The sequence below is a fragment of the Sphingomonas sp. NIBR02145 genome, assembly GCF_027359115.1.
Taxonomy (GTDB): Bacteria; Pseudomonadota; Alphaproteobacteria; order Sphingomonadales; family Sphingomonadaceae; genus Sphingomonas; species Sphingomonas kyeonggiensis_A.
The window spans coordinates 2239952-2254956 of sequence record NZ_CP114791.1 but is presented as its reverse complement, the minus strand read 5'-3'; the positions used below and the strand labels follow the sequence as shown (position 1 = coordinate 2254956).

The 15005-nt window shown below is 67.6% G+C and carries 11 protein-coding genes; 5 read left to right on the top strand and 6 right to left on the bottom strand.

Going from position 1 to position 15005, the window contains the following annotated elements; genetic code table 11:
- Positions 1 to 233: 233 nt before the first annotated feature.
- Together O3305_RS09910 and O3305_RS09905 are read left to right on the top strand one after the other, a co-directional pair.
- The gene (locus O3305_RS09910; protein ID WP_269576241.1) at positions 234 to 1157 is read left to right on the top strand and encodes an ABC transporter ATP-binding protein; all 924 of its coding nucleotides are present in this window, start codon (positions 234 to 236) and stop codon (positions 1155 to 1157) included.
- On the top strand, positions 1150 to 1995 hold the full coding sequence (locus O3305_RS09905; RefSeq protein ID WP_269576240.1) for an ABC transporter permease: 846 nt from the start codon (positions 1150 to 1152) through the stop codon (positions 1993 to 1995). Before O3305_RS09910 ends, O3305_RS09905 begins: the two co-directional genes overlap by 8 nt.
- 43 nt (positions 1996 to 2038) lie before the next feature.
- Here O3305_RS09905 and O3305_RS09900 read toward each other — a convergent pair whose 3' ends face one another.
- Positions 2039 to 2794, bottom strand: coding sequence for a helix-turn-helix domain-containing protein (locus O3305_RS09900; RefSeq protein ID WP_269576239.1), 756 nt, complete (start codon positions 2792 to 2794; stop codon positions 2039 to 2041).
- 242 nt (positions 2795 to 3036) lie between these two features.
- Here O3305_RS09900 and O3305_RS09895 point away from each other — a divergent pair, with 242 nt between their 5' ends.
- Complete coding sequence (locus O3305_RS09895) at positions 3037 to 4665, top strand: hypothetical protein (protein WP_269576238.1); 1629 nt, start codon at positions 3037 to 3039, stop codon at positions 4663 to 4665.
- 183 nt (positions 4666 to 4848) lie between these two features.
- Here O3305_RS09895 and O3305_RS09890 read toward each other — a convergent pair whose 3' ends face one another.
- From O3305_RS09890 to O3305_RS09880, 3 genes are all read right to left on the bottom strand, one after another.
- Positions 4849 to 6006, bottom strand: a complete 1158-nt coding sequence (locus O3305_RS09890; protein WP_269576237.1) for a cytochrome-c peroxidase — start codon at positions 6004 to 6006, stop codon at positions 4849 to 4851.
- 82 nt (positions 6007 to 6088) lie between these two features.
- Positions 6089 to 6982: an SDR family NAD(P)-dependent oxidoreductase gene (locus tag O3305_RS09885; protein WP_269576236.1), complete on the bottom strand. Its 894-nt coding sequence runs from the start codon at positions 6980 to 6982 to the stop codon at positions 6089 to 6091.
- 76 nt (positions 6983 to 7058) lie between these two features.
- Positions 7059 to 7739 carry a TetR/AcrR family transcriptional regulator gene (locus O3305_RS09880; RefSeq protein WP_269576235.1) on the bottom strand — a complete coding sequence of 227 codons (681 nt, stop codon included), beginning with the start codon at positions 7737 to 7739 and terminating at the stop codon, positions 7059 to 7061.
- Positions 7740 to 7880: 141 nt separating this feature from the next.
- On the opposite strand from O3305_RS09880, the gene O3305_RS09875 reads away from it, so the two are divergent.
- On the top strand, positions 7881 to 9161 hold the full coding sequence (locus O3305_RS09875) for a spinster family MFS transporter (RefSeq protein WP_269576234.1): 1281 nt from the start codon (positions 7881 to 7883) through the stop codon (positions 9159 to 9161).
- Entirely contained in the window at positions 9158 to 10774 is a 1617-nt protein-coding gene (locus O3305_RS09870; RefSeq protein ID WP_269576233.1) for a carboxylesterase/lipase family protein, read from the top strand. The genes O3305_RS09875 and O3305_RS09870 overlap by 4 nt, the downstream gene beginning before the upstream one ends.
- Before the next feature lie 158 nt (positions 10775 to 10932).
- Here the strand turns inward: O3305_RS09870 and O3305_RS09865 are convergent, their stop codons facing one another.
- The gene (locus O3305_RS09865; protein ID WP_269576232.1) at positions 10933 to 12531 is read right to left on the bottom strand and encodes an AMP-binding protein; all 1599 of its coding nucleotides are present in this window, start codon (positions 12529 to 12531) and stop codon (positions 10933 to 10935) included.
- A gap of 65 nt (positions 12532 to 12596) precedes the next feature.
- Positions 12597 to 14834, bottom strand: a complete 2238-nt coding sequence (locus O3305_RS09860) for a TonB-dependent receptor (protein WP_269576231.1) — start codon at positions 14832 to 14834, stop codon at positions 12597 to 12599.
- Between the last annotated feature and the right edge of the window lie 171 nt (positions 14835 to 15005).

Genomic DNA, 15005 nt, shown 5'->3' with positions numbered 1-15005 from the left:
TTGAATCAAGTAGCTGATTTTTATGGAAAGTATCGGTGCCAATATTCTGGCGCGCCTGTCTCTCGGCCGGGAATCGGCTGCGGCAACGCTATGCCACCGGTATCCAGAAAGGGTCGTTCAGCGTAGCGCCCGGTGGCGCGGACCGTTTCCTTGTGTATTATCTTGCTAACACGCAATCGTTCATGCACAATCCGCCGCCACGGTGCCAGCCAGGCGCCGGAAGGGGGATCAGAGTGTCCACAAGCGAACTCAGCGGGATGCCCGCGCTGGAATTGCGCGCGCTCGGCAAGACCTATGGCCGCGGGGCCGGGGCCAAGCGCGCGGTCGATGATGTGTCGCTCACCGTGCGCGGTGGCGAAGTCTATGGCTTTCTCGGCCCCAACGGCGCCGGCAAGAGCACCACGATCCGCATGGCGCTGGGGCTGATCCGCCCGAGCGACGGCGAGGTCTCGCTGTTCGGTCGCCCGGTCTCGGACCGCACGGCGCTGCGCCGGGTCGGCTCGCTGGTCGACGGCGGCACCTTCTACCCCTTCCTCTCGGGCCGCGACAATCTGCGCGTGCTCGCGCGCACCCAGGGGCATGACGGCGCGCGCATCGACGCGGTGCTCGAGCGGGTCGAGCTCAGCCGCGACGCCAAGCGCAAGGTGAAGGGCTATTCCACCGGCATGAAGCAGCGCCTCGGCGTTGCCGCCGCGCTGCTCGACGATCCCGACCTGGTGATCCTCGACGAGCCGGCCAACGGCCTCGACGCCGCCGGCATCCAGGACATGCGCACCTTGCTGCGCGGCCTGGCGGCGGAGGGCAAGGCGGTGTTCCTCTCCAGCCATCTCCTCCACGAAGTCGAGCAGATCTGCGATCGGGTGGCGGTGGTCCACAAGGGCAAGCTGCTGCGCGAGGCGACGATCCGCGAACTGCTCGACCAGGGCGAGGCGCTGCGCGTCGAGGCCGAGCCGCTCGACAAGGCCGCGGCCGCGCTCGAGGGTAGCTGGCCGTTCGAGATCGCCGATGGCGGGCTCACCGTCCAGGCCGGTCGCGCCGAGACGCCGGCGATCGTCCGCAAGCTGGTCGAGGCCGGCGCCGATGTGTTCCGCGTGGGGCCTGACGAGCAGAGCCTCGAGGAAATCTTCCTGACCATGACGAGGGATTCCGATGCTTGATGCCGTCCGCGCCGAGGCGCTGAAGCTCCGCCGCCATCGGGCCACCTGGATGATGGTCTGGCTCTATCCGATCGTCACCACGCTGCTCGTGATCGGCATCCTGATCTACGGCGCCTTCTCGGCCCATACGACCGGCGAGGAACGCTCCGCCGCCAAGTGGATCGCCGACAGCGCGCTGCTGTGGAAGGTGCCGGGCTCCGGCCCCGGCCGCTTCCTGATCGCCGGCTTCTCGGCGGTGGTGTTCGCCGGCGAATATGGCTGGAACACCTGGAAGCTGATCATCCCGGCGCGCGCGCGCTGGCAGCTGATCGCGGCGAAATGGGTGGTCGCCTTCGGTTTCGTGATGATCGCCTTCATCGCCGCAGACCTGATCCTGCTGTTCGGCGATTGGCTCGGCTCCTTCCAGGGCGACAGGATCCCGGCCGGCGTCACCCTGGGCGCCGTCGCCGAGGCGCATTGGCAGGCGGCGGGCAACGCGCTGGTGCCGATCCTCTTCACCATCGCCTTCGCCGCGCTGTTCGCGATCCTCACCCAGTCGATCCTCGCCACGGTGATCCTGTCGATCGCGATCGTGGTGATCGAGGGACTATTCCCCTTCATCGCGCTCTGGGCCCACCAGTATGCGGCGGGGCTCGTCACCGCGCTGGTCAAGTTCCTGCCCTTCTACCACATGACAAATCTCGCCAACTGGGCGAAGGGCACGGGGCTCACCCTGCCGCTCGGGCCGGGCGACGTGGTCGCGTTCAACTGGGGCGCTTCGCTCTGGATCATTACCGCCTGGATCCTCGCGGCGGGCGCGCTCACCCAGTTCCGCTTCCTGCGGCAGGACCTCAACTGACGCTAAGGCCGGCGGGACCCGTGCGTTCCCGCCGGCCCTTGGTTCAGTCGATCGTCACGCCGACCACGCGCCAGGCGCCGCCCTCGCGCTCGAGCGTGACCGTCTCCACCGCCTCGGCCTTGTTGGCGAAGCTGGTGCGGAACTTGACCACCTCATAGCCATGGGGCGGGGCGGGCAAATTCTCCTGGCCGATCAGGGTGCGCGAGGCGACGGCGCCGAGCGGCGTGCGCACCTTCTCCGACACCGTCCGCCATACCGCCGCGGTGTTCAGCTTACGGAACGCGGCGCCGGTCGCCTTGTAGCTTTCGTCCCAGCGGCCCTGGTCGCCCAGTACGAGGAACGCGCGCGCCGCATCGACCACTTCCGGGTTCGGCGCGACTTGCGAAGCCGCGGGCGTCGCGGTCGGGGCGGCGGGGAGCAGGGCCAGCGCCAGCAGGCCAAGGGCAAAGGTCATGAGAAACACTCCAGGGATGATCCAGGGCCGGCGATGTGCCTGCCCGGCGCCGTCGACCGGCGTGGCTCCCTGATCGATCCCGGCGCGCGCCGGGTCTTCCCCGATTCCCGTGTCCCCGAACAATTCGGGTCCGCCCTCGGCTGCCAGCAACAGCCGCGCCGCCTCTCGGCTGCTCGACACCGCCATCTTGCGCCGCGCATCGCGCAGCCGCTCGTTGATCGTGTGGACGGAGAGGCCCAGGCTGCGCGCGATCGACTTGGCGTCATGCCCGCGGACGATCAGGCGCAGGGTCTGCTTTTCCTTCTCGGTCAGCGCCCAGCCCGCTTCTGTCACCCGCATGTCCATAGCTGCCAGGGCCTAGGTCAGCGATATCGTCGCAGCCACCCCAAAAAATTCGTACTCCCGGCCGATAGCCTGCGGGCTTGGTCGCATGGCTTCGGTTCCCGGTCGCAAAGCGGTCGCGGGCGCGCGCCTGCTTTCGAGAAATTTGTGGCTCTGGCGGCGCTTAGGCGTCAACAAGCGGGAGGAGAGGTGTATATGCGTGACAAGCGCACAGGTCCTCGCGTGCCTATCGGTGGAGCTTCGTCATGAGCCACAACAATCTTCCGTCCGCTCCGCGCTTTCCGATCCGCTTTTCGCGCCGTCGCGCGCTGGCGATGCTGTCGTCCACCGCGGTGGTCGCAGCCTGCAGCAGCGGCGGTGGCGGCGGTTCACCCGCCCCGTCGCCCACGCCGACTCCGACGCCCACCGCCACGCCCACCCCGGTCTCCGGCCCCGCCTGGTTCGGCTATGGCCGCAATGCCCAGCACACCGCCGTGAGCGCGATCGCCACCCAGGATCTCGGCCGCATCGCCTGGACCACTCCGATGGACCTGGCGCCGCAATATACCGCCTCGGGCGCGCTGCTCACCCATTATGGCTCGCCGGTCGTCACCACCAACAACACGATCGTCCTCCCGGTGAAGACTGCCGCCACCGGCAGCTACCGGATCGAGGGCCGGTCCGGCGCGACCGGGACGCTCCTCTGGTCGGCGACCACCGACTATGTCACGCCGCCGCGCAACTGGCTGCCGCCCTATAATCTGCTCCTCACCGCGCAGGGCCGCCTCTATGCGCCGGGCGCCGGCGGCAAGCTGCTGATGCGCGCCGATGCGGACGCCACCACCGGCACGCTCGCGACGCAGATCTTCTATGGCGCGGCCGCCTATAACGCCAATCCGGCTGCCTATGACGGCACGGTCTTCATCAACACTCCGATCACCGCCGATGCGCTGGGCAACCTGTTCTTCGGCTTCGTCGTCACCGGCGCGAACCCGGCCGGGCTGGTCAGCGGCGTCGCTCGAGTCGCGGCCGACGGCACCGGCAGCTGGGTCGGCGTCGCCACGGCGGCGGGCGACACGTCGATCGTCAAGCCCGCGATGAACTGCGCGCCGGCACTCTCGAACGATGGCGCCACCGTCTATATCGCGGTCAACCGAGGATCGACCACCGCGACCCAGACCGGCTTCCTGCTCGCGCTCGACAGCACCACGCTCGCCACCCGGGGCAAGGCCGCGCTGATCGATCCCAGCGCGCTCACGCCCGCGCGGATCAGCGATGACGGCACCGCTTCGCCCGTGGTCGGGCCGGACGGCCGGGTGTTCTACGGCGTGCTCGAGGCCCAGTTCGGCACGCACAATGCGCGCGGCTGGCTGCTCCAGTTCGACGCCTTGCTCAATCCGGTGGGCGTGCCGGGCAGTTTCGGCTGGGACGTGTCGCCCAGCGTGATTCCGGCGACGATGGTGCCGTCCTACACCGGGGTCTCCACCTATCTGCTCGTCCAGAAGTACAACAACTATGCCGGGGTAGGGACCGGCGACGGGCTCAACCGGATCGCCGTGCTCGATCCCAGGACAAGCCAGGCCGATACGATCCTGCCCGCGATCCAGGTGATGCGCGAGGTGATCACCATCGTCGGCCCGACGCGGGACGGCACCACGGCCAATTCGCGGCGCGAATGGTGCATCAACACGATGCTCGCCGATCCGCTGCGCGGCTCGATCCTCGCCAATAACGAGGACGGCATCCTCTATCGCTGGGACCTGGCGACCAACACGCTGTCGCAGAACATCCGCCTCAATACCGGGCTCGGTCAGGCCTATACGCCGACCCTGGCGGGCGCGGACGGCGCAGTCTACGCGATCAGCAACGCCACGCTATACGCGATCCGCGCCTAGGGCCGGATTTCCCGCTTCGAAGGGGATTGCTGCATCGCCCCACCTTCTTGTCCCCCGGCGAAGGCCGGGGCCCAGTTTCGGCGCAGCTGGTTGGGGTGGTCTAACCTCTCGGGCGACATTGCAACTGGGCCCCGGCCTTCGCCGGGGATCAGGGGGAAGGCGGCTATGCCCAGCGTTCCGCCCTCACCGCCGGAACGGATCGCTGAACTTCGGATCGGTCGTCAGCTTCGGGTCGCTCAGCGTCATCAGGAAGGCGACCAGCGCCGCGCGGTCCTGCGCGCTCAGGTTCAGCCGTTGCGGTGTCTTGCCCCGGCGCAGGCGAGGGTCGAGCGCGGGCCCGTCCTGTATGCCATGGTCGTAGAAGTCGATCACCTCCGCCAGCGTGGCGAAGCGGCCGTCATGCATATAGGGGCCGGCCAGGGCGACATTGCGCAGCGACGGCGCCTTGAACAGCCGCGTCTCGCCGGCGTCGAGCCCGTTGCTGTGCGCGTCCGCCGACAGCGCGAAGGTCGGCGGCAGATGGCAGGCGGAACAACCCGCGCCGCCCCGGCTCGCATCGGCCATGAACAGATGCCGCCCGCGATTCTCCTGTGGCGTGAAGCCCGGCAGGTCGACATCGAGCGCGCGATCGGGCGCAGCGGCCGAGAAGACCCGGGCATAGCCCGCGTCCCACCGGCTGCTGCTCGAGATCATCGCGCGGGTGAACCGGGCGAGCGCCAGCTGGATTCGCGCCTCGCTGATCGCGGGATCGCCGAATGCCCAGGCGAAAAGCTCGGGATAGTATCCGATCCCGGCCATCTTCCGGGTGAGTGCGCCGAAGCCGCCCATATTCTCGCCCCAGCCCATCTCGACCAGGCTGTGGAACGGGTGGCTGGCCTGTGCCTCCACGCTTGCCGCGCGACGGTCCCAGAAGGTGGTGCCGGGCTGCCAGTAGCGCAGATTGCCCAGCCGCATCGCGTGGAAATCGGTGGTGCCGGCGGTGCTGATCCCGTTGCTGAACCGCATCGCATCGGTGAAGCCGATCGCCTGCTGGTGGCAGGAAGCGCAGGAAGCGCGGTCGTTGGTGCTCAGCCGCAGGTCGTAGAACAGCACTCGGCCCAGCGCCGCCACCCGGTCGTCGTTCGCGTTGGCAGCCGGGCTGTTGTCCAGTGATCGCACCGTGCCATCGAAATAGGCGGGCAGCTTCGGCCTGGAGTAATTGGCGACCCTGGAGAAATCGATGGTGGTCCGCTCGGCAACGGCTTTCGGCGTGATGGCGTCCGGCGCCTTGCCGAGCCCCCCGCACGCCGCCAATGCCAGCGTCAACGCGCTCGCAACCAGTCCCGCAGTTCCCCAGCGCATCGCACCTCCTTCGCCCGACGCGACATCGTATCGCGCTTTTCCGAAGGGGGCGACGGCTTTCCCCGCCCGCGGAGCGTGTCGCTCACCGCACCGCCGCCGCGACCGGCGCCTTGCCCGTGGCGGCGGCCACTTCGCGCTCGGCCTGGGTGAAGCCATAGGCGGGAACGATCTCGCCGGTCCGGTCGGTCACCTCGGCCCAGCCGGCCGCCACCTGCTCGCCGGCATCGGCGGCGCGGCCCACCTGGATGCCGTCGGTCAGCGTTACATGCGCGGCGGCGAAATGCCCGGCGCCGGCGCACAGGATCGCGCGGGTGGGGGCGCCTTCGCCGACCAGCGCGAGCAGGCCGGGGCTGACCAGATCGGGCGCCAGCATCTCGAGGCTCTCCGCCGAGAGCACGCCCTCGGTCATGCCCGTCGCTGCGGTGGGGGCCAGGCTGTTGACCCGGATGCCGTATTTCTCGCCTTCGATCGCCAGCGTCTGCATCAGGCCCACAAGCGCGAGCTTGGCGGCGCCGTAATTCGCCTGGCCGAAATTGCCGTACAGGCCGGAGGAGGAAGTGGTCATCACGATCCGCCCGTAATTCTGCGCGCGCATCGTTTCCCAAACTGCCTTGCAGCAGATCGCCGCGCCGATCAGGTGGACGTCGACCACCAGGCGGAAATCGTCGACGCTCATCTTGGCGAAGCTCTTGTCGCGCAGGATGCCGGCATTGTTTACCAGGATGTCGACCCTGCCGAACCGCTCGACGGTCTCGGCGACCATCGTCGCGACGCGCAGCTCGTCGGTCACCGATGCTGCGAAGGCGATTGCCTCGCCCCCGGCGGCGCGAATCTCGGCGGCAACCGCGTCGGCGGCGGGCTGGGACAGGTCGTTGACGACCAGCTTCGCGCCCTTGCTCGCCAGGTACAGCGCATGCGCGCGCCCCAGTCCTCCGCCCGAACCCGTCACGATTGCTACACGACCCGCCAGCGACATCCCGCTCTCCCTTTGGTTTTTCGGAGGGCTTCGTAGCGTCGCAATCATTCACTCGCAAGAGAGCGAATTGTTCGGACTATTTCCCGCGCTTGCAGATCTCGAGGAAGCCGGCGGCCATGAACGATGCCATCCGCTCCTTCACCGCGGCGAAATCGTCCGAATGGCACAGGCCGTGGGAGAGCTTGTCGATGCGGCCGGTGCGGGCGAGGGTGAGCATCAGCGCGCCGGTGACGAAGTGATAGCCCCAGAAGATGTCCTCCTCGGCGCAGTCGGGCAGGGCCTGTTTGAGCAGCCCGATCAGGCGCAGCACCACCGGGTCGAAATGCGCGTCCATCAGGTCGGCGCCCCAGGCCGGGGTGTTGGCCACCTGCGCGCCGAGCTTGGCGTAGTTCTTCCAGCCCTCGCCGCCCTCGATATAGGTGTCGAGATCGGTATCGAGGAACGCCCGCAGCGCACCCTCGACGGTCGGCTTGCCCTTCACCTCGGCCTCATAGGCATCGAGTGCCTGCATCCGCCGCTCGCTGGTCACCACCGCGCGCCGGGCGAAGACGGCATCGAACAGCGCCTTCTTGTCGTCGAAATAGTAATTGAGCAGCGTGTGGTGGACGCCGACCTTCTTGGCGACGTCCTTCAGCGTGACGCCATAGAGCCCGTGCTGCGAGAACAGCTCCTCGGCAGCGTCGTAGATCTGCTCCATCGTCTCGGCGCGCTGCTCGGCCTTGCGCGAGCGGCGAACGGGCTTGGCTGTCTCGGTCACCTCCCGTCCATCCGGTCTGGCGCGGCCATCGTCAAGCCCATGCGCAGATATTCACACGCGTGATAGTGTGTGTTGACAGCGCCGCGGCCTTGCCCGCATGATGCGGGAAAGGCGGAGAAAACCGCCACGGGAGAGAGACGCGTGGAAACTCAGGCAGGTGGCAGCCGCCGCTGGATCGTGCTCGTCACGCTCACTTTCGTCTATGTCCTCAATTTCCTCGACCGCCAGCTGCTCGGCATCCTCGCCAAGCCGATCCAGGACTCGCTCCACTTGAGCGACCGCCAGCTCGGGCTGATCGGCGGGCTCTATTTCGCGATGTTCTACTGCTTCATCGCGATCCCCGTCGGCTGGCTCGCCGACCGCACCAGCCGCGTAACCATCCTTTCGCTCGCCTGCGCGATCTGGAGCGGCGCGACGATCGCCTGCGGGCTCGCCACCAGCTACACCCAGCTTGTCATCGCCCGGATGACCGTCGGCTTCGGCGAGGCGGGCGGGGTGCCCCCGTCCTACGCGATCATCACCGACACCTTCCGGCCCGGCGAGCGCGGCACCGCCTTCGGCATCTTCAACCTGGGCCCGCCGATCGGCGCGGCGCTCGGCATCGCGTTCGGCGCCTCGATCGCGGCTTTGCTCGACTGGCGGATCGCCTTCATCGCGATCGGCGCGGTCGGCGTGGTCACCGCGATCCTCGTGCCGCTCATCGTCCGAGAGCCGCGCCGCGGCGCCACCGACGTCAATCCCGTCGCCACGCCCACTGCCGCCAAGGCGCCCTTCTGGGGCACCTGCGCCATGTTCTTCACCCACCCGGTGCTCATGCTCGCCGCGCTCGGCAGCGGCGCCACCCAGTTCGTCACCTATGGCCTCGGCCAATTCGCGGTGCTGTTCCTGATCCGCGAAAAGGGCATGACCCTGCCCGAGATCGCGATCTGGTACGCGCTGGTCGTCGGTATCGGCATTAGCGCCGCGATGCTGATCTCGGGCCGCATCATCGACCGGCTGAGCCGCCGCGGCCGCACCGTCTATGCGCTCGGCCCGGCGATCTCGCTCGCCATCGCCATGCCCTTCTACGTGGCGTTCGTCTGGGCCCCCGCCTGGCCGCTCGCGCTGCTGCTGCTCACCGTCGTCAACTGCTTCAACTATTTCTACCTCTCCGCCTCGGTCGCGCTGGTGCAGGAGGAGGTCCGCCCCGACCAGCGCGTGCTCTCGGGCGCCTTGCTGCTGCTGGTGATGAACTTCATCGGCCTCGGCCTCGGCCCGACCTGGGTCGGCGCCGCCAGCGACTGGTTCAAGGCGCATGGCTGGGACCACGGCCTCCAGCTCGCCCTCTACACCCTCTCGCCCTTCTACCTGATCGCGATCGCGCTCTTCCTCACGCTCGCCCGCGTTCTCCGCGCCGAGCAAGCCGCAAAGGTGCCCGCATGAAGCCGTTCCGCCACGCCGCCATCGCCACCGCGCTGCTGCTCTCGGGCACCGCACGCGCGCAGGAGCCGGTCGTCAACGCGCCCTCGGGTTCGGTGAGCGGCACGCTCGAAGGCCAGATCCGCGCGTTCAAGGGCATTCCCTACGCCGTGCCCCCGGTCGGCGGCTTGCGCTGGCGCCCGCCCGCGCCGATGCAGCCCTGGGCCGGCACCCGCGCCGCGAAGGATTTCGGCCCCGCCTGCGTCCAGCCCCAGGCCAAGACACCGACCAACGTCTACGCCCCAGCCCAGCCGATGCCGGTCAGCGAGGATTGCCTGACGCTCAACATCTGGGCGCCCGCCAATGCGAAGAAGGCCCCGGTCTTCTTATGGATCCATGGCGGTGCGCTCTCGGGCGGGTCGAGCCGCGAGCCGATGTATGACGGTAGGAAGCTCGCCGAGCAGGGTGTCATCGTCGTCTCGATCAACTACCGTCTCGGCGTGCTCGGCTGGCTCGCCCATCCGGCGCTCTCGGCCGAATCCCCGCAAAAGGTGTCGGGCAATTACGGCCTGCTCGATCAGATGGCCGCGCTCGCCTGGGTGAAGCACAATATCGCCGCGTTCGGCGGCGACCCCGCCAGGGTGACGATCGCAGGCGAATCCGCCGGCGGCCTAAGCGTGATGTACCTGATGGAATCGCCGCTCGCTCGCGGCACCTTCTCCCAGGCCATCGCCCAGAGCGCCTATATGGTCGCGATGCCCGCGCTGAAGAAGCAGGCGTACGGCGCGCCCTCGGCCGAAGCAGTCGGCACGATGGTCGCGGCCGGCCTGCAGGCGCCCGACCTCGCGTCGCTGCGCGGCATGGACGCCCAGACGCTCACCGACAGCGCGGCGAAGCTCGGCTTCTTCCCGTTCGGCGTGGTCGACGGCCTCGTCCTGCCCAGCCAGATGGTCGACGCCTTCGACCAGGGCAAGCAGGCCCCGGTGCCGATCCTCACCGGCTTCAACCAGGGCGAGATCCGCTCGCTCCGCATGCTCGCCCCCAAGGCGCCGGCCACTGCGGAAGACTATGAGAAGGCCATCCGCGAGAAGTACGGCGAATTCGCCGACGCCTTCCTCAAGCTCTATCCGGCCGCGACCTACAAGGAGAGCATCCTCGCGACCACCCGCGACGCGCTCTATGGCTGGACCAGCGAGCGCCTCGCCCGCAAGCAGGCGGCGCTCGGCAAGCCGGCGTATGTCTATCTCTGGGATCACGGCTATCCGGCGATGGACGACAAGGACCTCCACGCCTTCCACGCCAGCGAGTTGCCCTATGTCTTCGGCAACCTGACCCCGCTGCCCCCGCTCTGGCCGACGATCCCCGCGAGCGACCGGCCCTTGTCCGACGCGATGCTCGGCTATTGGGCCAGCTTCGTGAAGACCGGCACCCCGGGTACCGCCTGGCCGGCGTTCGGCAAGGACCGCGCCTATCTCCACATTACCAACACGCCCAAGGCGGAGGCGGACCTGATGCCGGGCATGTACGACCAGTACGAAGCCGTGGTCTGCCGCCGCCGCGCCGCCGGGGTCGCGTGGAACTGGAACGCCGGCCTGGCCTCGCCCAAGCTGCCTGCGAAGGCAAAGGGCTGTCAGTAAAATTCCCCTCCCTGCAAGGGAGGGGCTAGGGGTGGGTTAGAAAAGGCCGGGCTCGATGCCCGGTCTTTTCTTTATCTCCGCCGTCTCGCTGGGCTCGCTGCGCTCGCAACCCATCCCCAACCCCTCCCTTGCAGGGAGGGGAGCAGAAACGGCGACGGTTACCGCCCAACCCTGGCCGCAGCGATCCGCCCCTCGGCATAGTCATCGCGCAGCCTTTTCTTGTCGATCTTCCCCGAGGCCGCCAGCGGCATCGCAGGCACCTCGGCGACCTCGCCCGGGATCCACCAGTCCGCAACCTTGCCGCGCAGCATCTCGAGCAGCGCGCGCGGGTCCTCGCCCTGGCTGTCGACGATCAGCACCGGCCGCTCGCCCCATTTCGCATCCGCCCGCGCGATCACCGCGACATGGCGCACCGCCGGGTGCGTGCCAATGATCGCTTCTATTTCGTTCGGGTTGATCCACTCGCCGCCCGACTTGATCAGGTCCTTGGCCCGCCCGCAGATCGTCAGATTGCCCTCGGTGTCGAGCATCGCCAGGTCGCCGGTGTCGAAATAGCCCTCTTCGTCCAGCGCGCTTTCCCGGCTGCGGAAATAGCGCTCGATCACGCTATGCCCCTTCACCTTGAGATGCCCGAGCACATTGCGCTGCGGCACCAGCGTGTTGCCGTCCGCATCGGTGAGCTTGAGGTCGAGCCCCATGACCGGCCGCCCCGAAGCCGGCGCCGCATCCCCGGGCAAGTCCCTCGGTGCGATCGCGCCGACCGGCGACAGCTCGGTCATCCCCCAGCTCGTCTGCACCCGCGCGCCGAGCTTCTCCTCCAGCCGCCGGAGCAGCGCGTCGGGGCAGCTCGATCCGCCGATCAGCACCCGCTCCAGCGTCGGGAAGGCTTCGCCGCTCGCCTCGGCCTGGTCGGCCAGCGTCAACCAGACGGTCTGTACGCCAACAGCCACAGTCACGCCTTCGTCGCGGATCAGCCGTGCCAGGCTCGCCCCGTCGAGCGTCCGCCCGGGCAGCACCAGCCTCGCGCCAACCGCCGGCGCTGCGAACGGCATGCCCCAGCCATTGGCGTGGAACATCGGCACGCCGAGCAGCAACGTGTCACGCGCGGTGATCGCCACCGCGTCCGCCTGCAGCGCGCGCAGCGTGTGGAGGTAGTTGGAGCGGTGGGTATAGACGACGCCCTTGGGGCTGCCCGTCGTCCCGCTGGTATAGCAGAGCCCGGCGGGGGCGTTCTCGTCGAACGCCCCCCAGGCCATCGGGGCGCCATGCGCCGCCAGCAAGGCGTCATGGCGCCAGACCTGCACCCGGTGCGACCCGAGGGTGCCAAGTTCCGCGTCCGAAGCGTCCAGAAGGATCACATGCTCGATGCTCGGGCAGTGCGGGATGAGCTCGGCGGCAAGCGGCACCAGGTCCGCCGCGACCGCGAGCACCCGGTTCTCCGCCTCGTTGATCATCGCGGCGAGGTGCGCCGCGGTCAGCCGCGGGTTGAGCGTATGGCACACCAGCCCCATGCCCATCGCTGCGTAATAGATCTCGAAATGGTGGATCGTGTTCCAGCCGAGCGTGCTGACCACCTCGCCCTGGCGCAGCCCGAGCGCGGCGAGCGCGCCCGACAGGCGGTTGCTGCGTTCGCGCAGTGCCGCATAGGTCGAGCGCTTGACGATCGTGCCCGCCTCGGCCTCGACCACCTCGCAGTCCTGGAACCACTTGGCGGCATGATCGAGGAATTTGTCGATGGTCAGACCGTAGGGCTGCATGAAACCTTGGCGCTTTGAGAAAGGAAAGGCCGCCGGAGAGGGAGCACCGGCGGCCAGGCAGGAAATCAGAACGTCTTCAGCAGCTTGATGCCGTACTGGCGGGGCGGGCCCGCGAAGTAGAGGCCCGAGTTCAGCGCTGCCGGGTAATGCTGGTCGGTCAGGTTGGTGCCGTACAAGGTCACCGTCCAGGTCTTGTGCTGGAAGGCGAGCTGCGCGTTCAGGATGTTGCGCGCCTCCAGGTGATCGCCGCGCGCCGGGTTCTCGAACAACGTCGCCCACTGGTCGCCGACATGGCCGAAATTCACCCGCGGGGTGATCTTGTCGCCGCTCTTCAGTTCCAGCTCATATTGCGCGCCCAGGTTGAAGGTCAGGTTGGGCGCATAGGTCTGGCGGCGGCCTTTCAGCGCGATGCAGCTGGTGCTGGCGGGACCCGTATTCGGGTTGCAGGCCACCGTGCTGGCGCCGCGCGGGTCGGTCGCGAAGAAGGTGCCCAGCTCGCTGTGCAGCACGTTGATGCCGGCATCCAGCGTCAGCCCGCCGCTGCGGAACTCCGCCTCGGCCTCGAACCCGTAGATCTTGGTCTTGTCGGGCACGTTCAGCTCGATCCCGAAGGTCGGGAAGGTCGGATAGCCGATGATGACCTGGAAGTTCTTGTAGTCGTTGTAGAAGCCGGTGATCGTCGTGCGCAGCTTGCCGCCGGCCCAATTGCCCTTCCAGCCTGCTTCGTACGAAGTCACTTCCTCGGGCTTGAACGGCGCGGGCAGGCCCAGGCCCACCGGCACGTTCAGCCCGCCCGGGCGGAAGCCGGTGGCAACGAAGCCATAGAGATACTGGTCCTTGCTCGCCTTCCAGCCCAGCGTGACCTTGTACGAGAAGTTCTTCGAGCTGGTTTCCTGGTCGGCGATGATCGGGGTGCCGTATTGCCGCACGTCGACATCGTTGATCGATCGGCTCTCGGTATAGCGGCCGCCCGCCTCGATCTTCAGGCTCGGGGTGATGTTGAAGCCGATCTGGCCGAACGCCGCGAGCGAGCGCGTCATGTTGTTGCCCTGCAGCTTGTACGTCGCCGCCGGCAGGTCGAGCGGATAGGCCACGTCGATGATGAACTGGTACGGCCGCTTGAAGTGGTAGTCGTTCCACACGCCGAACGCACCGAGCAGCCAGGTGAAGCGCTGGTTGTCGGCCGAGATCAGGTTGAACTCCTGAGTGACCTGCTGTTCGTCGACGCTGTCGTAGAAATAGCTGTTGCCGGTGGCGGTGCCGTCCAGGTCCGCCTTGTACATCGTGTTGGCCCATTGGTAGCTCGAGACCGAGCGGAACTTGGTGCCGCCGGCGAACTCATATTCGGCCTTCAGGATCGAGCGGACGAAATTGTCGCGCGCCGCCTGGGGCGCATTGTACTGCACGTCGAACAGGTCGCGGTGGTTCGGGTTGGGCGTGCTCGTGCCCGGCAGCGTCTTGAAATAATTGGCGAAGGGCGAGGCGGGATAGGCGCCGAAGTCGAGCCAGTCGAAATCGGTCTTCGACAGGATCGAGAAATTGTCGCTCGGCTTCCAGAGCAGGCTGATCCGTCCGGCCATCAGCCCCACCTTGCCCTTTTCATAGGGATAGGGTGCGCCGCCGGCGCCGGTGATGTTGTAGAAGCTGTCGCGGCGCTGGGTGAACAGCGCGACGCGGGCGGCAAAGGTGTCGCTCACCGGCAGGTTCACCGCGCCCTGGAAGCCGGCGTCGTTGTAGTTGCCGTAATGGACGTTGAAATAGCCATGGGTGCCGCCGCCGATGATCGGATCATTGGTGTTGACGAACACCGCGCCGCCGGTGGCGTTCTGGCCGACGATCGTGCCCTGCGGTCCCCTCAGGACCTGGATGTTGGCAACGTCGAAATACGGCTCGCCCTGCACATAGCCGGGGAAGCTCGGAACCCCGTCCCGGTACGTGATCACGCCGGTCGTGGTCTGGGTGTTGTGCTCGGCCTTGCCGATGCCGCGGACGTTGAAGTCGTTGCCCTGGCCGAAATTATTGACGACGATCGAGGGCATCGCGAACTGCAGCGCATCGACATTGGCGACGCCCTTGTTGTCCAGCTGGCTGCCCGAAAGCACCGAGGCAGAGACCGCGGTGGTCATCAGATTCTCGTTGCGGCGCTGCGCGGTGACGACGATCTCGTCCTCTTCCGCGTCTGAAGCGGATGCAGCCGCAACCGGCCTGGCCTGTGTCTCGGGGCTGGTGGTCTGCGCCGCGGCGGTGCCGCTCCAGGTCAGGGCAAGCGCAGACGCGCCGGCCAGCAACGGGCGATAGTTCATTCGGGTCCCTCCCACATCCATCTCCAGACGCGATCTTCGTCGCGATGGCGGGAAAGATGCCGCAAAGCCGATGGGCTTGCAACACTAATTCACTCATGAGTGAATGTTGTGGCCGGGAAAGGCCGACCCGCGCAACCTTTGGTCACTTCGGGGAATGGAAGGGGATGGGGA